General features: G+C 45.8%; 13 protein-coding genes. 11 read left to right on the top strand and 2 right to left on the bottom strand.

Annotated features, from left to right (window positions below; translation table 11 throughout):
- Positions 1-200: 200 nt before the first annotated feature.
- From QUA57_RS13530 to QUA57_RS13495, 8 genes are all read left to right on the top strand, one after another.
- Complete coding sequence (locus tag QUA57_RS13530; RefSeq protein ID WP_333061430.1) at positions 201-1,016, top strand: DNA methyltransferase; 816 nt, start codon at positions 201-203, stop codon at positions 1,014-1,016.
- 299 nt (positions 1,017-1,315) lie between these two features.
- Complete coding sequence (locus QUA57_RS13525) at positions 1,316-3,055, top strand: helix-turn-helix transcriptional regulator (protein ID WP_333061432.1); 1,740 nt, start codon at positions 1,316-1,318, stop codon at positions 3,053-3,055.
- Positions 3,056-3,585: 530 nt separating this feature from the next.
- Complete coding sequence (locus QUA57_RS13520) at positions 3,586-7,086, top strand: plasmid replication protein, CyRepA1 family (protein WP_333061434.1); 3,501 nt, start codon at positions 3,586-3,588, stop codon at positions 7,084-7,086.
- A 725-nt stretch (positions 7,087-7,811) separates the two neighbouring features.
- On the top strand, positions 7,812-8,159 hold the full coding sequence (locus QUA57_RS13515; RefSeq protein ID WP_333061435.1) for a hypothetical protein: 348 nt from the start codon (positions 7,812-7,814) through the stop codon (positions 8,157-8,159).
- Positions 8,131-8,445, top strand: coding sequence for a hypothetical protein (locus tag QUA57_RS13510; protein ID WP_015179664.1), 315 nt, complete (start codon positions 8,131-8,133; stop codon positions 8,443-8,445). The genes QUA57_RS13515 and QUA57_RS13510 overlap by 29 nt, the downstream gene beginning before the upstream one ends.
- Positions 8,446-8,534: 89 nt before the next feature.
- Entirely contained in the window at positions 8,535-8,783 is a 249-nt protein-coding gene (locus tag QUA57_RS13505; RefSeq protein WP_333180743.1) for a hypothetical protein, read from the top strand.
- Positions 8,784-9,240: 457 nt separating this feature from the next.
- Positions 9,241-10,482: a hypothetical protein gene (locus QUA57_RS13500; protein WP_333061438.1), complete on the top strand. Its 1,242-nt coding sequence runs from the start codon at positions 9,241-9,243 to the stop codon at positions 10,480-10,482.
- A 209-nt stretch (positions 10,483-10,691) separates the two neighbouring features.
- Positions 10,692-12,119: a DEAD/DEAH box helicase gene (locus QUA57_RS13495; protein WP_333061440.1), complete on the top strand. Its 1,428-nt coding sequence runs from the start codon at positions 10,692-10,694 to the stop codon at positions 12,117-12,119.
- A 463-nt stretch (positions 12,120-12,582) separates the two neighbouring features.
- On the opposite strand, the gene QUA57_RS13490 is transcribed toward QUA57_RS13495, so the two are convergent.
- Positions 12,583-12,858, bottom strand: coding sequence for a hypothetical protein (locus tag QUA57_RS13490; RefSeq protein WP_333251142.1), 276 nt, complete (start codon positions 12,856-12,858; stop codon positions 12,583-12,585).
- Between QUA57_RS13490 and dnaN the strand changes: the two genes are divergently transcribed.
- Positions 12,842-14,239 (top strand): DNA polymerase III subunit beta, encoded by a 1,398-nt coding sequence (dnaN, locus tag QUA57_RS13485; protein WP_333061443.1) that lies wholly within the window; start codon positions 12,842-12,844, stop codon positions 14,237-14,239. The two genes, QUA57_RS13490 and dnaN, sit on opposite strands and share 17 nt — an antisense overlap.
- A gap of 171 nt (positions 14,240-14,410) precedes the next feature.
- Here the strand turns inward: dnaN and QUA57_RS13480 are convergent, their stop codons facing one another.
- Positions 14,411-14,686 (bottom strand): hypothetical protein, encoded by a 276-nt coding sequence (locus QUA57_RS13480; protein WP_333061445.1) that lies wholly within the window; start codon positions 14,684-14,686, stop codon positions 14,411-14,413.
- 303 nt (positions 14,687-14,989) lie between these two features.
- Here QUA57_RS13480 and dnaX point away from each other — a divergent pair, with 303 nt between their 5' ends.
- Together dnaX and holA are read left to right on the top strand one after the other, a co-directional pair.
- Positions 14,990-16,405 carry a DNA polymerase III subunit gamma/tau gene (gene dnaX, locus QUA57_RS13475; RefSeq protein WP_333061447.1) on the top strand — a complete coding sequence of 472 codons (1,416 nt, stop codon included), beginning with the start codon at positions 14,990-14,992 and terminating at the stop codon, positions 16,403-16,405.
- Positions 16,402-17,358 carry a DNA polymerase III subunit delta gene (holA, locus tag QUA57_RS13470; RefSeq protein ID WP_333061448.1) on the top strand — a complete coding sequence of 319 codons (957 nt, stop codon included), beginning with the start codon at positions 16,402-16,404 and terminating at the stop codon, positions 17,356-17,358. Before dnaX ends, holA begins: the two co-directional genes overlap by 4 nt.
- Positions 17,359-17,873: the final 515 nt, after the last annotated feature.

Below are 17,873 nucleotides of genomic sequence, written 5' to 3'. Positions count from 1 at the left end.
TGATGAGCGGCGGGCTCCAAAGCCTTGCAGGCGCAGCGGCGATCGCTGCAATTGAGTGAACGAGCATAAATTTTGATGGTCAAACAATTAAAGCTGCCTCTTGGGGAAGTTCTGCCGCTAGCGCCGCCCCCTGTCTCTCAAGAGGGCAACAGCACCTTTTCAACCTTTACAGACAACATCAAGTTGCCCGTTCACCGCTGGTGCGAGATGAGCGTGCGGGTTTCTCGGCCTCTTGGGTCGAAACCGTTATTGCTAGAGCCTTGGAACGGGGGAGTGCGACTGTCTTCGATCCATTTGCCGGTGCGGGGACGACGCTGCTTGCTGCTGAGAAAATGGGGGTTGAATGCTTGGGAGTAGAAGCTCATCCCTTCGTTGCTAGGATTGCTTCAGCCAAGTTGTTATATCGAACTGACCCCGCTCTTTATTTAGAGCATATAAGAAAGGTCAAAATACGTGCCGAAAATTGGTCGGGCTGTGTAGATAATTATCCGGCTTTGATTCGTTCTTGTTTAAGCGATCGCTCCCTTGAAGGCTTAAATCGATTGTGGCAGGCTTGGAAACAATTAGCTGACGATTCTCCTCAATCCGAGTTGGTATGGCTGACAATTATAGCCATTCTCTGCCATGTTTCCTGCGTTGGAACTGCCCCTTGGCAGTACATCTTACCAAACCAAACCAAAAAATCTGTATTGTCGCCGATGTCAGCTTTTGAGCTAATGGTTCAAACCCAGGTTCAAGACATGAGAATTGCAGGAAAAACAGCAGCTAATACTGCTAAGAGCGTTCGCTCTGATGCTCGGACTTGTCTTGGCGTACCGGATGATTTTGCTGATTTAATCATTACCTCGCCGCCCTATGCTAATAACTATGACTATGCCGATGCTACGCGCTTAGAGATGTGCTTTGCAGGAGAAATTAGTGGAAAAACCGGAAGCATAACGTCCCTCTGTGCGAAGGCTGTTTGTGGGTTAGGGGATGATCGAGATTTGACAATAGCTTGTATCAATAGTTCTTAGTTTCGGGCAGAAATTAACAGCGATAAAGCAGGACATTATTACTGGAAAATGTTAAAATAATAGCGTTATGGTAAACTGTAGTAACGAGCGAATTGGGACAGTATATGGGAGAGCTTTCGATCGTGAAGTTAGTGGAAAAACACATTATTTTTCGCCACCACTGGAACGCAAATGCTTTGGGGATACAGGGCCTGGTAGTACGGAAAGTTCGGGTTACTCCTTACAAAAAGGTTCGAGAAAGCAAGTGAGATATTTGTCTATCAAACCTGTAACTATTATTAGCATTAAGAGGCTAGGCTATGGAGTTATCTACTACCACCACCACCACCACGATAGATGGCGACCGCATTCAAGAGTACGCCAAGAAGCTACGCCAGAGTAATTTTTTAGAAACTTTGGCCTTGAATGTAGCAATGGGGATTCATGCCGAAATTACTAAAAGGGATGAAACATTAGAAGGCTTTAGTCCTAAGTGTGTTGATGAACTCGAAAAATTTCTCAAAGAGCAGATAGTTGATGATGCTTTCTACTTGACAAAAGCAGAGGAAATATTAAATCATCTGACCCTCTGGCTTCAGGCAGGTAGAACCGAGGAAAATTTATGGAAAAACGTGGCACTTGATTCAGCTTTAATTTTTCTAGAGCCACTCGATTTATCCAATCGGACACTAGATGAGTTAACCGCTATGCTGGGGCTGGCTTCAAAAACAGTTCCCGCAACCGAACCCCAGCTATTTATCAGCACCACAATCACTCAAATACTCACCTCAGCCCCTCCTAGAACGGCTTGCAAGTCCTTATTACGAAGTTGGGATTGGCAAGAAGATACCCATAAAAATGTGTTTTTTCGAGATAATTACAGCACGGGTTTTGTTAAGTTAGCCTTAAAGGATAAAGACCCAGTTACTAAAGAATATTTTTACTTTACAGGCAAGGCAGCCTGGGGAATTATTGAGGAATTTGGCAATTTGGGGAAAGATACTGCCAAACTCCACTGTTTACTATCTGCCTATGTTTTTCAACAGGCTGTGCCTTGGAGAACTGAAATTAAGCTAGCTGGAACTGGGAAAAATGGCGGCACTAACCTCATAGACTTAATGGGTTGGGGTGAGCGTAAAGATATGACCACTTCCCAGAAGTTACTCAGGATAGAGCAATGCCTGAAGCTTCTGAGAAAGCTGGACGCTACCATTAAATGGAATATCGGGAAGCTAGGATGCGATATGAATTCCCTCATTTGGGACGTTGCTGTGGAGCGCTACGGGCAGCGTAACATTTTCACAGATGAAATTGATGAACCAACAGAAATAGTAGCCTTCATTCGGGCGGGTAGATGGGCTGAGTTTTTCTTTAATAAACCTGGCAAGAATGCCAGACCTCCAGTTGCCTTATATGAGTTTGGTTGGATTTCAGAAGCGACGCTCAAAATGAACCCGTATCATGATGAGCTAGCATTCTTAATTGCCATCAATATAACAACAGAAAGCGCCATTCATACAAATGGAAAATACACGGTTAAGACCGTGCTAGAGATGGTGATGCCGAAAAATGAGATTGAATTAGCCCGTAAGGATCATCGCTACGCTGGTAAGCTGAAGCAACGTTGGGATAAAGCCTTAATGCAGCTAGCTGAGTTAGATTGGCAGATTATATATGACTCTGAAACCTACCCAGAATGGTTGCGTCCTGGAAGTACAACAGGTAAACCCAAAGATTGCAAAAAAAGAATTATTGATTTACTGCTAGAAGCTGGCGTCACCATCAAGCCTCCCGGTAAAATTCCTGCCTTGATAGCTGCTAAAAAATCAGCATCTTTGCCCCGGAAACGGAAATCAGCATTTGCTGCCCCGTTAGAGTGGGAACCGATACAGAAGGCTTGTGAAGCAAAGGATTGGACGAAGCAAAGAGTCATCGCCGAAAAGCTGGGCATATCTCAGCAGCTAGTCTCACAGCTTCAGCGCGGCAAGCCAATTAGCCCCAAAACCGCCGCCCACCTCAAAAAAATCTTGCCTAAAGTGCTACCAGAATTGTCAATCTAGCTTCCCGTCCCCTTGACCCCAACTCCAGCCCCAAGCGTAGTAAGGCTGGAGTTTTGCGTAGTAAGGCAAAAATGACCTCAAAATCACCTTCAAACTTTTACCAGGCAAGGCTTATGACTTTACTACGGACACACCCGGATCTAGTGACAAAAACTCCCGGATCTGGTGACAAAAACTCCCGGATCTGGTGACAACTCAATTTTGAAACTCTTGACTAGCAAGCATTTCAGAACCTTACTACGCGCGGATTAACTATTAATTAATTATCTTTGATCGGCGTGCAAGCAGCGATTTTCAGAACATGAGACAAAGGGATGTTCCCCACTCAAGGAATAGCCCGGTGAAGATTTATCGAGATAGCACAGGCATTGACCTTCAAAATCAGTCCTCACAGAGACTCATAGTCCACTTAACCCCATCTGACCCGTTCATGAGGCGCTCTGGCGGTAGCCAGATTCGGGTGCAACTTGGAGTGCCTTTCGCATTGCTACTAGGCCAGAAGGTCAACACAGCCAACATGGGGGTGCGTTATGGTCTTGTCTAAGTCCGCCCTCACTGAATGGCAAGAAAGCGGCGTAGACTCCGCCATCTTCGCCCTCAACGTGCAAACTCTTAGTGGCGACGCCCCCTACGCCTACCTCCTCTACGAAATTAACGCCGCCTCCGGCAGAGTCCACCCCGACGCACAATGGCGGTGGGCCAGAAAACACTACAGCCACATCGAGCACGGTGGTTGGTGGTGTTCGGGCCTTGACCCCCTCAACAACTGGCAGCCCATGTATTGGGGCTGCTTCAAACCCTATCAGCCCCGCAACAGCTTCGACCCAAACGGTAAAACCAAGCCCGTCAAATACGAACACCCCCCCAAAACCCCCACCAGAGCCTTCTTCCTGCAAGTCCCGGACCACATCTGGGCAAAAGTCGCAGAACGCTACGGCGTCCCCATCGACCTAGAGGATTTGGGAGAGGGGGGGAGGGGGAGCAGGGGAGCGGGGGAGCAGGGAGGCAGAGGGGCAGAGGGGCAACACGGGCTAGGGGCAGCACGGGCTAGGGGCAGAGAGGAGATGGAGGACGAAAATCTCCCCCTCTCCCCCGCTCCCTCTCCCCCAAACCCGCTTCAATTCTGGGAATGGGTTTGGCTCAACAACATCCCCGTCATCATCGTCGAAGGCGCAAAAAAAGCCGCCTGCCTGCTCACAATGGGCTACCCGGCCATTGCCCTCCCCGGCGTCACAATGGGCGTCAGAACCAAGAACGCGCTAGGGGAGAAGTGCATCCCCTATCTCATCCCCGAACTCCAACACTTCGCCACCCCAGGGCGGGAAATCTGCATCGGCTTCGATCGCGACAGCAAGCGCTCTACCGTCCTCAACGTCAACCGCGAGATTGACAAACTCGGCCGCCTGTTCACCGCCGCCAAATGCTCCGTCAGCGTCATCACTCTGCCAGGACCGGAGAAAGGCATCGACGATTTCGTGGTAGCCAGAGGCGAGGATGCGCTCATTGCCCTCACAAACGCAGCACGAGGCTTCCAATTTTGGCAGGATAGGGAATCATGGGTTTTAACCTATCCCGCGTCTTTAACGCTAAATTCTCGCTATCTGGGAGAACTCCCCTATCCAGAGGCCGGCTTAGCCTGCATCAAATCCCCCAAAGGCACCGGCAAAACCCGCTCCCTCGCCCACCTGGTTTCCCACGCCCTCAACACGGGCGAACGCCGCGTGCTAGTCATCACCCACAGGATTCAGCTCGGCCGCGCCATCTGCGCCGGGTTGGGAATCAACTACATCGACGAAACCAAGAACTCGCCGGAAGGCAAATTATTCGGGTACGGCTTGTGTGTAGACAGCCTCCACCCCCACTCAATGGCCCGTTTCAACCCCGAAAACTGGTCTGGGGCGATCGTCCTCATTGATGAGTGCGAACAAGTCATCTGGCACGCCTTGAACTCCAGCACCTGCCGCGAAAACCGCGTCGCCATCTTGCAAACCCTGCAAGAACTCATTCGCACCGTCTTAACCACCGGCGGCTTAATCGTTGCCCAGGATGCTGACTTATCTGATTGCGCGATCGACTACTTGAAGGCGCTTGCTGGCATCCCTCTCGAACCTTGGATTGCCGTCAACGAATGGAAACCTAAAAAAGAGCGGGACGCGATCTTCTACGCCACTCAAAGTCCCGCACCACTATTCGCTCAAATGGAGCAAATTCTGTCGCGAGAAGTCACCGGCTGCGACCTTGAAAGTCGCGCCCTCTGCTGCCCGCTCGATCGAAACAGGCCCCACATTATGGTTGTTGAAGACTCCCAAAAAGTCAAAGGAAAATGGTCGTGTCGCAACCTAGAAACACAACTGCAAAAACGATTTCCCAACAAGCGCATTCTCAGGATTGATAGCGAGTCAGTAGCCGACCCCAACCACCCCGCTTGTGGCTGCGTTGAGAATCTTAATGCCACCATTCAAAACTACGATATCATCATCGCTAGCCCCACCATTGGCACAGGAGTTAGCATCGACATTCGCGGTTATTTTGCAGCGGTATTCGGCATTTTTAAAGGAGCAATTGCCGTCAACGATGCCCTGCAAAGTCTCGCTCGAGTCAGGGATGAAAATGTTCCAATCTTTGTCTGGACAGCGCCCTTTGGCATTGGCAAAATTGGCAACGGCAACGCTTCTTATCGAGCTCTCCTCGCTTCCCAGCAGAAGGTTATCAAAGCCAATATTCGCTTGCTGCAAGGAGTTGACTTCGACATCGACGCGGCCCACGACCCGGTTCACCTGAGAACTTGGGCAAAAATGGCTGCTAGAATTAATGCCGGAATGTGGCATTACAGGGAGGCGATTAGGTACAGCCTAAAAGCTGAAGGGTTTCAGGTAAAACTGTGCCGAGAAAATCAGCTAGAACAACTCCTTTTAGAGGGATTAGCGCAGCAAATAGCAGCCAGCGCGGTTAAAAACTGGAAGCTATTGCAGCAGGTTGCCCAGAAGGTTGATGCTGGGTTAAATGAATTAAATCTCCGAAATGTTGGAGCTGCTCTGGCTAAGAAAGAGGCTGAGTCAATTCAGCGAGAGAACTGCAGGGTAGAAGCGGATGCTGTTGCTGATGCTCCTGATATTACTCTGTCTGAGTATCTGGAGTTGAAGGACAAGCGCTCCAAGACTCGGGGCGAACTCAATCAAGAGCGCAAGTATCAACTGCAAGAGACTTATGGGGTGTCGGTGACGCCTGAGCTGAAATTGAAGGACGACGACGGCTGGCTGCCTCAAATTCGCCTGCATTACTATTTGACCCATGACCCAGAGTTTGTCAGGAAACGAGATAAAAATCACTTGGCGGGGCATCAAGAAAGGGGTCAAGGGAAGGTTTGCCCGCAAGATTTGCGCTTCCTGAAAGCTTCTGTGGAAGCTCTCAAGAAGTTGGGGCTGATGGAGTTCTTTGACTCAGACAGGGAGTATCGAGGGACTGACCCGGAGGTGATAGCCTTTGCTCAAAGGGTCAAGCAGTATTCTGCGGATGTGAAGGATTTTCTGGGTATCAGGGTTCACCCTAATGCCCAGCCAATGGAGGTGGTTCAGTACGTTTTGAAGGGGAAACTGGGCTTTACCCTGCGACGGGTTCGCCAAGAAAGGTCGGAAGAACGAGATGCTTTGGGCAGGTCTAAGCGCATTCGAGTTTACCAGTTCGAGTTCCCCAACGACGGCAGATCGGCGATTTTTGCATCTTGGCAGCAGCGGGATGAGAAGACTATCTCTTTGGCAGAAGCTGCGGCTCCTTGTTTGGAAGCGATTCCTGGCGACACAGGGTCGGATAAAGATATGAAGATATCGGGGGGTGTGCCACCAGCAGATGAAGCTGCGAACGCAGGACACTCATTGAAAGTGGGCGCGCTAGTGCGGTTTGCTGGTGAGGTTCAAAAATATGTGGTTAAAGCTGTCTCAGGCGCTCAAGTGATGGTGAAATCGTTGCTTTCGGGTGCGATCGTCCACACTTATGCTCGCCGCTTAGAGCTGGCGGATGGAGGAGCGACGTGAGAACGCTGCCAAAAAGTGTGATTCGTTTTTAGTCCAGCGCGACCTGAAAAGGGTCATCTGTTCTACAGAGCCTACTCTGCTAAGGTATTTACAATCCTTACCCTCATGTAAAAGACTCATCTGAAGTCCGGTCGCGTCTCAGTACAGTATTGGACGCTCGCGGCGCCCGCTCGCCGAAAAAATACTCTTCAAACGTCAGCTTGACGGGAGCTCACGGATTGAACGATCGCCCAATTGTGTGCGGTCTTAGACAATATTGCCTTGAAAGACAGCTATACCCCTGTCGCAGGAGTTCTGTGGAGGGCGCAGTTCGCGCTGTTCAAAGTAAGTAATGCTGTGAGCGATCGCCAATAAACATATCTCAAGCCAATAAATAATAACTCCGACAGGTATCCGGTAAAAATTTGAAAAATTTCAATCGATCGCAAGTTAAATTAGAGATTTGTTTGATAGAGGATATTGTCTTTCCAAACGCTTCATCTCTGTCGGCATATCTATCAGTCGTCGCGCGCTCGGCAATCGATGCTAACCTCCCATCATATCTTTGAAGCGCGCGAAGATCTGACGATTGTGGTTGCATCCACTCGCGATCGATGCAGTATCTAATATTAGAGATTTTAATTGATTGATTTAAGGAAATATCGCGCTGCAATTTCTTTATCAAGAAATTGGCATAAAAACCTATCAAAATAAATCTGTTGCAGTCGATGCACAGTTAAAAACTCATGTCAATCTCAAAAGGAAAGCGAGATTTGATTTCGGCCCGGCCACTAAAACATTTGAATGATATACCACCTTCAATTGAGTTGCCTGCAAATTTTGCCCAAATTCATCCCCCGCGCTTTGAGTGCGGCTTTAGGGTGCGCTGGGCTGATGTTGGCGAAGAAGGTGACTGGGGAATAGTTATCGGCATATTTTACAACTACGAACAGCGCCGTTGCTGTTGGATGTGGTGCTACATAATTTGGTTGGCTCCTGATTCCAAGAGTGCAGCTTGGTGTCAATTTGATACGGCATGGGAGGAAGATTTAGAGAGGTGTGAGGATGAAAAAGCCGCATACTTTGACAGATAGAGAACGCAATTTGATTGCAGTTTACAGCCAATGCCAATTGGGAATGACGCCAAAACAGTTTTATGTTAAGTGGGGGGTAAGTTACGAGCAAATTGCCTCCATTTGTTCCCGCTCTGATTCGACGGTACAGGGTTGGTTTAAACGCGGAAAAAATCGAAGATTTCCTACTGCTGTTGATTTGCGCCATTTGGCAGTAATGGATTTTCTGCTGGAACACTTTGAGGAGATTCCCGACGTACTGGCGAACTTGCTGTGTCCGCATTCCGAAGATAAGAAGGTGCGTTAGAAAAGAATTTGAGCGGTTTAAAGCACAAACCTAATTAATTGTCAAGGTCAGCGTGACCTGTCTTGAAGAATATTCTCTCAACTAGCGTAATGGCAAGCAAGGAAAAAAGAACGCAACCTGTTACTGTCGCTGGTGAGGTTAAAATGACTTATTTTGAGAGATTGCATCCGTGGTGCATCATTAAGCTGCTTCCTAATTGTCAGCGTATTGTTGTGGCGCGATTTCGCAGGAGGAGGGATGCAGACGATCATTTTCGGGTTTTGCAACGGTTTGTCAAAGAATTCACATTTGTGATTGTTTTTGACATTCCACCCAAGCCTACTTTGCCTAAAGAATAACGACGCAGCTCTATGTGAAATCGAATTAATCGATATAGCTGTGTTAGATTAATATATCCGCTTTCGGGCGAATTACCCCAGCTACAGATCCTACTGATAGCTGGGGTAATTTTTTATCTACTGGGGGCTGTTAACTGGAGTGATAGATTGTCAAAACCGGGTTTGTTAAAGTCTACTAACTAGAGCTTGTTATTAGAGTTTTAATTGACGCAAAGGAGCCATCGCATTTTGTATCAATTTATCTAATTATATGAGTAATAATTCTAAAGTAGATAGCTCTACGCTCCTAGGGCTGACTGATACCAGTATAGTTGGCGATTGCAACAGAGTCTCCCCTCTAACAACAGCTAAGTCATTTCCGGCAATGCAAGAAGCAAGAACCATTGCTTGAGAAACGCTCTAAGTTAAAAGCTACCCCCTAGCGGGAGAAGTTAAGAGCTCACCACTTCTTACGGTTATGAATGCTAACAACTCTAATATCAACCCCCACAAAACCTTTCCTGAATCAGTAAGCCAGCACTCCCCTCAAATTAAAGAAGTGATTGCAGTAATTTTTCCTTTTCTCGCGGATGCACCTGCTGAAGAACATCCCTTCAAATTAAACGATATCGTAAAAACAGGCAACCAATACGGTATTGTTATTTCTCTCAACAAAACTGAAAAACTTGTGACAATTACTTGGGACGCAAGTTCGGGCGAAAAGGCATTTTCTTGGACTTATAACCTCGACGAAATCCGCGTCCTTAAAATCTCCATCGTGCCTCAGTTTATTCCTCAAAATACTGTGGGAGAACTTCCAGCTTGCACAACTATCGTACTCGCTAATTCCGAACAGATACAATTTAGTAACGTAACTCGTTTCAAAGTAGAATCGCTCACTGAACAGCACATTCTCATCTCTGCTCTCGACCAATTGTATCACTTTCCCATCAACCTGTTTCCCGGCTACCCGACAATTTGTACCATAGATATCCCGACACCCCAGCAATTAAAAGCCGCCAGCTATTTATCTGTTACCGATATCATAATCAGAGCTAAAACGCATTTAGCTCTCGAAGTACCCGACAACTTTTTAGAATTCGCTATGCCCATCTACAAACAGCAGTTAAAAGAAAAAATAGCTCAACAATTGACCGAAGAAAATTACCAACTTCTCGACTTTGACATAGCTTGGGAAGAAGCCTGGAAGCAGCAGTTAGAAAACCTAACAAAGAAACAAGGCTTCTACGGATTTAGAGAGGGAGATTGCATTTTACAGCACCGAGAAGGATTTCAACGAATGGGGAGAGTCCAACACTTGAACGTTGAAGAGCCACGTCCATTTCACATCCAGTGGAACAGCGGAGAACTCCTAAGTTACAGCTTGAGAGAACTCAAAGGTTTGGGTATTGCCCGCATCAAACCTATTGTTAAATTATCGCCCAATGTGGCTTATCAAATTAGCGAAGACGGCTCCTACTTTACAGCTTGGATTGGGTTTCGTACTAAAGCACTAGCTAAAGCGTGGCTAATACCTGTCAAAAAGCTAGTCGGCAACTTGAGCAATTTAATTGAGTGCCAAATTTATGAACTGCAACATACAGGTTCTAAATATGAGTATGCTGTAGAATGTCCCCGACATAAAACATTAAACAAGCGTCTTGAAGCTCTGGAAAAAGTTGTTAAACTTGATTTAGAAAGGATGCCATTTAGGAGATGAGTGGGAAGTAGCAAGCACTTCGTAGGGTGTGGACGGTGTTTTTTTGCTGGGACAAAATACAGAAAAATTTCCTATTTGTCTTAAAAGTTTTATTAACAAGACTTAGGAATCTTCCTTGCCCGGAATCTAAAAAACCTACTCTTGAAAGACTCCCCCGTCAAGCTAACGCTTAATCAGAGGTTGATAAAATTAGTAACGGACGCTAACTAATGATTCAAACCTTACTCGAACAACCCCAAAAACTTACACAATTTCCCTTCACGCTCAAACCGCAACAGCAGCAAGCCCTCGACAAATTGAGAAGCTTTCTAACCACTACCGAGTCATTCTTCTTGCTGTGCGGCTACGCAGGAACTGGAAAATCCACAATCGTCTTTCAAATTATCCAAGAACTCTTGAGTCAAAGCAAACGCATTGCCCTCACAGCACCTACTAACAAAGCAGTCGGCATCCTCAGAAAAATGGCAGCGTCTCAAGGCATTTTCGGAGTAGATTTTATGACAATACACCAACTTTTAGGATTAGGCATGGTCAGAAAAGAACAAGAAAAAGCTTTGGAACAGACAAGTTCCAGCAGCCTTCACCTCTACGATATCATCTTCCTCGACGAATGTTCGATGGTTGGAAGCGAATTGTGGAAATGGATAGAACGCAATTTTGAACGCACATTCTTCAATCACCGCAAGCTAATTTTAATGGGCGACCCCGCTCAACTCAATCCTGTAGGAGACAAAAAGTCGCCTGCTTTCAGCATTACCAATAAAGCTGTACTGACCAAAGTTGTCAGGCAAGCAGGGGAAAGCCCTGTGCTCGATTTCATAACAGAATGCCGCTTTTTTGTCAATAGCAAAGCAGACATATTTTTGCCACACTCTAAATACAAAAAAGGAGACAAGTCAAACGGTGCATTCAAAGTCAAATCAGAAACGCTGCTGCAATATGCTGTCAAAACGATCGATCTAGAATTTGGTCAAAATCCCGATCGTTTCAGAATTCTGTGCTGGACTAACAAACGAGTCAGATACTACAATCAGCTTATCAGAGAACAAGTCTACGGTCAAGCTGCACCTAGATTTGTACCGGGAGAAAGGCTAATTACCAAAAAACCCGTCATGGCACCTGACGGCAAAACCGTAATTTTGCCGACTTCAACGGAATTTACCGTCAAGGAAGTTGAGATTAACCAGCACGGAGGCTATCGAGTTTGGCTGCTAAAAATTGTGACTGATGACGGTTTATTTCGGCAAATCTTTGTCCTGCACGAGTCTGAAAATAAGCGCTACCAGGCTGAACTTAAAGAAAAGCTCAAGAGTGCTAAACGCAATGGATTTCTTTGGAGGAAATATTACTGGTTCAAAGATGACTTGTTTGCTGAAATTAACAATTGCTTTGCTCTGACTATTCACAATTCGCAAGGCAGCACTTTTGATGAAGTTGGCATTGACGGAAGCGACCTTTTCAGCAGATTGTTAATCGGTCAAGATTTGAGCAGTCAACAGAAACTTAAAGAGTACCATCGACTTTATTATGTCGGTGCAAGCCGCTGCCGATATCGGATATTATTTGTTGCCCCCAATGACTCGTACTCAAACAATAAAATTCTCAAGTACAATGTAAACTTCTCAACCAAGAGGTAAAGTCTTCAACCAAGAGGCACATACGTTTGTAAAAAACAGTCAGTAACACTCAACTTTCAAAAACCTTCTCCATCGGGACTTACGCTGCATGAATCAATCTTTACACTATCTGTAGTAGTAACGTCTGCCATCAGCACCCTACAAGTACAGTCCTGGGCGTAACTGGCACAATTAGTAAGGTACGTTACTATCCCAAACCCTCGATAATCGCCTTATAACGAAAGTCTGACGCACCCTACAAATCGATTGGACTATGCCAGTTGCGTAATTCCTAAAGTAGAGTCTGTGCGTAAGTCCTATTTATAAAATAAGGCGAACAAGGAAAGGAAATCGCAAGGGGAAAGAGAAGATAAAGATGGAGAAAAAAACTTTAGTTTTGGGTTGATAGCAACGTTCAAAAAATCAATAATTGTATCGATACACCGAGTTAGATATAAAATGTCTACCCTTGAATCCTATGCTTTTAAGCGTGGGTTCCTTCCCCTTCTCCTTTTCCTTCTCCTTCTCCTTTTCCTTCTCTTTCTCCTTCTCCTTCCCCTTCCCACTCCTCTTTCTCAACAACCTGAATAAGTGCTGCTACCGCAGCGGCCAATCGCACCCCTGACACCAAGCTAATTATGGTAAAATCTCGACAAACAGGAACACCGCCTAAAGAGGAAAATTTGGAGAGAACAGTTAAGAAAAAACGCTCGACTGCCACAGCACGTAATTCTGCCAAAACTGTGAATAAATCAGTCAAACCAACAACTGAAACTGACTCGGTTTGCGAGCCCTTAACAATCTCTCCACAAAAAGTAGAAACCTCGCAAACTTACACTAATTTTGCAGCACTCCCATCTGTCGATGCTCCTTCTCTAGAAACATTGTCAAATGAGGCGATATTGCCTTCCCCTTCTCCTCTCCCATCAGCTATTGAAGTTGCCTGCGATTCAAGAGAATTCAACGATTATGTACAGGCTCTGAAAGGCATCATTCCCAGCAATAGCAGCCATCCCATTTTGTCCAATATTTTGATTGAAGCTGATGCAGAAACTCAACATTTGCATCTAACTGCCTACAACTTAGAATTTGGAATGCAAGTGAGCTTTGGTGCGAATGTCAATCAATCTGGAAAGCTTACCCTCCCCGCACCCATACTTGCTGACATTCTGGGAAAATTTCCTAACGGCAGCCTTACCTTAAAGAGTTCTTCTGAAATTATTAAAGGAAGCCACGTTCCATCAGTCAGTGCCACTCTGAGTGCGTCAAGAAGCAAGCACGCCATTCGCGGGCTAGCTGCGGACGAATTTCCGGCTATCCCCAGCGTTCAACAGAAACTTGTAACGCTTCCTGCTAGCGTGTTAATTTCTGTCCTAAAAGCTAGCTTATTTGCTGTAAGTTCTGAGGAAAACAAACGCATTTTAACTGGAGGGAATTTTCAACTCAGTCACGACGCAGACAGAGGACTCGATCAACTGAGAGTTTGGACGACAGATGGGCATCGGGTAGCAATGGTTTTAGGATTGAACGAAAGCAGCAATTCCCATCTTTTGAGCAGTCAAATAGTTAATTTTACTGTCCCTGCTAAGGTACTCCGGTTATTGGAGCGTTCTTTGAATTCTGCTGAGAAAGTTACGATTTACTATGAAGGTTTGCCAGAGCAACCTAGTATTTTTGTCGCATTCGAGTGGACTAATTGGCGGTTGACCACGAAGTTGCTAGAAGGGCAATATCCAATTTGTGACCAAATTCTCGCTCCCTATCGACATCAATTTAGCCATCAAGTGGTGGTTGAGAGGCTGAGCTTTTTAAAAGTCTTAGAGAGGTTAGCTTCTCACAGCGACAAGTCTCACCTAACAGCTATTTTAGAATTCGATTTAGATGCCCAACAAGTGCGAGCATCACTCAACAATACTCTCAGTTCAGGAACTGAGACAGTTGATGCCAAGCTATGGGGCTGTGAGTTTTGTCTCAAGTGCGACATCCGCTATTTGATTGATACAGCCAAAGCGATTTCCAGCTCTGATTTGCGGGTGTTAATGGCAACTCCTACCGCTCCCCTACTGATTGCACCGTTTGGAACGCCTGCGTCGGGTACAGAGGCTTTAGAGTGCGAATATATTGTCGCTCCGCAAGAATAATTGAAAGGTGGGAGTGGCATCTAAATTTGATGCCCTCTCCTGCAAAAAATCGAACCTTATTGGTGTATAATTTAGGAGGTTTAAGTGGTTTTTGCCAACAGTAATTTATCTAAAAAAGCCACATAAATTTTACTACTTTTTTTTGATTTAAGCAACGTTTTGGCTGGTAAATTAGTGAGTTTTAATCTTTCTATCCATTGGTTTAAATAAGCTCGCAACCGCCGACAATTTTGCATCTTCAAAACTCCCAACATCGCAAGTAAGCGGGGTGTAAATTGCCCCAGTTTTGCGCTCTGGAATCAGTTTCCACTTGCTCAAACTTTTTGCTTTCGATTTTTCCTTCATGCCGCAATACGCTTGGGTTAATTTTTTTGTGTCCGAAGAGAGCTTTGGGCGAAGCATAAGCCCTTCGGGCAGGCACGCGCCTTCGCAGTATCTATTTTTCACAGTGTTTTGTCTCCATGAGTGTCTTATCCCAAGCGTATTGCTTCATGCCGTGCTTTTTTGCTGTATCTCAGCAGCAGATGGTTTAGCAATTTTTCCTTGTGGTAGTGTGTTCGGCGCGCCAGCGCCAACAACTGAGCCAGGACTTACGCAAAAAATACTTGGTAACACTATTGGTAGCGGTAAAATGCACAATTTTTATACTACAGATAGAGCTTATGCGTAAGTCCTATGAGTTTAACTTCAGGCACGGCTCACGGCTCCCCTATCGGGGAATAGTTACCAGAAGTATTCTAACGACTCAAAATGTACCAACCACTGCACCTCAAATACCGACCCAAAAACCTCCAAGAATTAGTGGGCCAAGACACCATCAAAACAACCTTGACCAATGCCATCACCTCCGACAAAATTGCTCAAGCTTACCTGTTTACTGGCCCCAGAGGAACAGGCAAAACCTCAACCGCTCGCATCCTTGCTAAATCCCTCAATTGTTTGAATAGCAAAAAGCCAACCGCCACTCCTTGCGGGGAATGTTCAAGCTGCAAAACCATTGACTCCTGTTCAAGCTTAGACGTAACTGAAATCGATGCTGCCTCTCACAATGGCGTGGATGATGCCAGAGAATTAATACAACACAGCAACTTTGCCCCAGCGCTGAGCCGCTACCGCATCTGGATTTTAGACGAGTGCCACCAACTCAGTACCAGCGCTCAAAATGCTCTCCTCAAATGCCTTGAAGAACCTCCGGCTCATGTGGTATTTATTCTCTGTACGACTGAAGCACATAAAGTGTTGCCGACAATTATCTCCCGCTGCCAAACTTTTAACTTCCGAGCCTTGTCAGTTGATGCTATTGTCGGACAATTGCACAAAATTAGCTCCACTGAATCTATTGAGATCGCAAGTGAGGCCATGCGGGATCTCGCTCGCACCTGCGACGGGGGGTTAAGGGATGCCTTGCAATTACTTTCTCAGCTTTCACTGCTAAACTCAGAGATTACCCTAACTCAAGTTGCCGAAGTATCTGGTAGCATCAGCGAGCAAGAATCGATCGCCCTTCTCAAAGCCATTCATTCTGGCGATACCTTAAGCGTACTGCAATCTTCGAGAACGCTGATTGACAGCGGCAAAACTCCCAAACTTATTCTCAGCAGCTTGCTAGCAGCAATGAGAGATTTGCTCATTGTCAAATCAACGCGCCACTGCCAGAATTTAATTGCAGGGCCAGTAGGCTATTCACAACTGCGCTCGCTCGCTCTTCATCTCGATTTTGAAACAATTGATGCGGCTTGTACACAATTGCAAAAATCAGAATTTCAATTGAGAACTAGCACCAATGCTGGTACCTGGTTAGAAGTCTGTCTGCTGAACTTGATGCTGTCAAGCAAACCCGCTGCCCCCGAAACGCGGTTGCCGGCAACTTCCCAATCTAATCAGCCTGACAATTTTGATAAAACCCCTCAAAAAATAGAGGCTGATTCTCCTGACTTTGAGACAACTTGGGCGCAAGTAGTAGCAGCAGCGAAACCAGGCAATCGTAGCCTCTTAAACCGCGCTCAAATTGCTGAACTTTCGGCTCATTCATGTGTGTTAGTAGTGGAAAGAAAATACGCGAATAAGTTTCAAACTCACCTTGAATCGGTGCAGCGGATCGTTACTAAAGCTTTAGGCCGCTCTGTTACTGTAACTGTCAAACAACAGGAGGAGTTAGCAGCATGATTAGCATCCTAATTGGGAATGACACCTACGCAATTGAACGAGAAGTTGAAAAGTTTAAGACTCAAACTCATCCTCTCTGGCGAGATTTCAACATCCACCGCAGAAATGCTTCTTCCCTGGATGCAGCCCTCTCTGCTGCTGCTTCAGTTCCTTTCGGCGGTGGAAACAAACTTATTGTCGTTGAAAATTGCGATTTCAAGCAATTTGGAGAAATGGGGCTAGAATTGCTGCAAATCTTGCCCCAATTACCTGCTACAACGCACTTAGTCTTCACTGCTACTGTTATCGACAAGCGACTCAAGGTAGTTAAGCATTTGTTGCAGTTTGGTAAACTTAAGGAATTTACTCTCATTCCCCCTTGGCGCACCGATTTAATTGAAAATGCGATCGCTACTACTGCTAAACAGATGAATCTCTCAATTGCCAGAGATGCTGTCAGTTATCTAGCGGTAGCCATTGGCAACGATTCTTCTAGAATGATTAAGGAACTGGAGAAATTAGCTATTTATGCAGCGGGATCTCGCATTACCAAAGAAGCAGCTTTTGCCCTCGTTCCAGCTACCACAGCCAGCAGTTTCCAACTTGCCGAAGCTCTTTTAAAAGGTCAAGCATTGGCGGCAATTAAGGTGCTTGATGAATTGCTATCTCGGGCAGAGTTTCCTTTAGTAATTATTGCCACTCTCCAAACTCAGTTTAAAACTTGGTTGTGGGTAAAAGCTACTATCAATTCCGACCAACAACGTTCTGATAGCGAAATTGCTAGTATGTGCGGAATTAGTAACCCCAAACGGCTGTATTTCCTTAAGCAGGAGGTTAAGGAAGTATCTGCGAACTTCTTAAGTCGATCGCTCTCCATTTTGTTGGATTTAGAAATTGCTCTCAAAACAGGAGATAAGCCTGACTCGATGTTGCCTGCTTTGCTCAGCATCACTCAACTCACTCACCTTAAATAATAGGAAAGCGCTGCCGAGTTAATTCGGCAGTCTTTCATTAACAATCCTGGAGGCAAAAACTGCTTTGCAACACTATTGGTAGCAGTAAGGTGCGTGGCGTACCCTACAGATAGAGTTTATGCGTCCCGAACTAATTAACTGTAGTTAGTCCTGGACGCAACAATCCTATGGATAGGGGCAACCACGGGGGGTTGGCCCCTACATTCACATCATACAGCAGATTGCAAGTTTATAGATGACAGTAGCAGCATTTAGTAAACCTGTTTTTTAGATGTTGAGGATTTATTAAATCGAGTGATCCGGCAATTAATGTATCAATCATTTTTGTTGTAGTTGGAGAAAAGGTACGCATAAAAGACTTAAGTTGCGCTCACCCTAATTCAATGGGATTAAATCGGGCAAATACGGTGATAAGTTAATAATATTTGCGCTAAGTGCTTGAATCATCGGTGCAATTGAATCCATTTTATGTGCTGGCAAATGATCCATTACTACTACCGCTCCTACCCACAATT

The organism is Microcoleus sp. Pol7_B2 (assembly GCF_036701035.1).
Taxonomy (GTDB): Bacteria; Cyanobacteriota; Cyanobacteriia; order Cyanobacteriales; family Microcoleaceae; genus Microcoleus.
This window is presented reverse-complemented; position numbering and strand designations above follow the sequence as displayed.

What these genes read in the sequence shown, in the direction of transcription:
- QUA57_RS13525 (WP_333061432.1), top strand. Translation starts at nt 1,316, where the DNA reads ATGGAGTTATCTACTACCACCACCACCACCACGATAGATGGCGACCGC.
- QUA57_RS13520 (WP_333061434.1), top strand. Translation starts at nt 3,586, where the DNA reads ATGGTCTTGTCTAAGTCCGCCCTCACTGAATGGCAAGAAAGCGGCGTA.
- QUA57_RS13515 (WP_333061435.1), top strand. Translation starts at nt 7,812, where the DNA reads ATGTCAATCTCAAAAGGAAAGCGAGATTTGATTTCGGCCCGGCCACTA.
- QUA57_RS13510 (WP_015179664.1), top strand. Translation starts at nt 8,131, where the DNA reads ATGAAAAAGCCGCATACTTTGACAGATAGAGAACGCAATTTGATTGCA.
- QUA57_RS13505 (WP_333180743.1), top strand. Translation starts at nt 8,535, where the DNA reads ATGGCAAGCAAGGAAAAAAGAACGCAACCTGTTACTGTCGCTGGTGAG.
- QUA57_RS13500 (WP_333061438.1), top strand. Translation starts at nt 9,241, where the DNA reads ATGAATGCTAACAACTCTAATATCAACCCCCACAAAACCTTTCCTGAA.
- QUA57_RS13495 (WP_333061440.1), top strand. Translation starts at nt 10,692, where the DNA reads ATGATTCAAACCTTACTCGAACAACCCCAAAAACTTACACAATTTCCC.
- dnaX (WP_333061447.1), top strand. Translation starts at nt 14,990, where the DNA reads ATGTACCAACCACTGCACCTCAAATACCGACCCAAAAACCTCCAAGAA.
- holA (WP_333061448.1), top strand. Translation starts at nt 16,402, where the DNA reads ATGATTAGCATCCTAATTGGGAATGACACCTACGCAATTGAACGAGAA.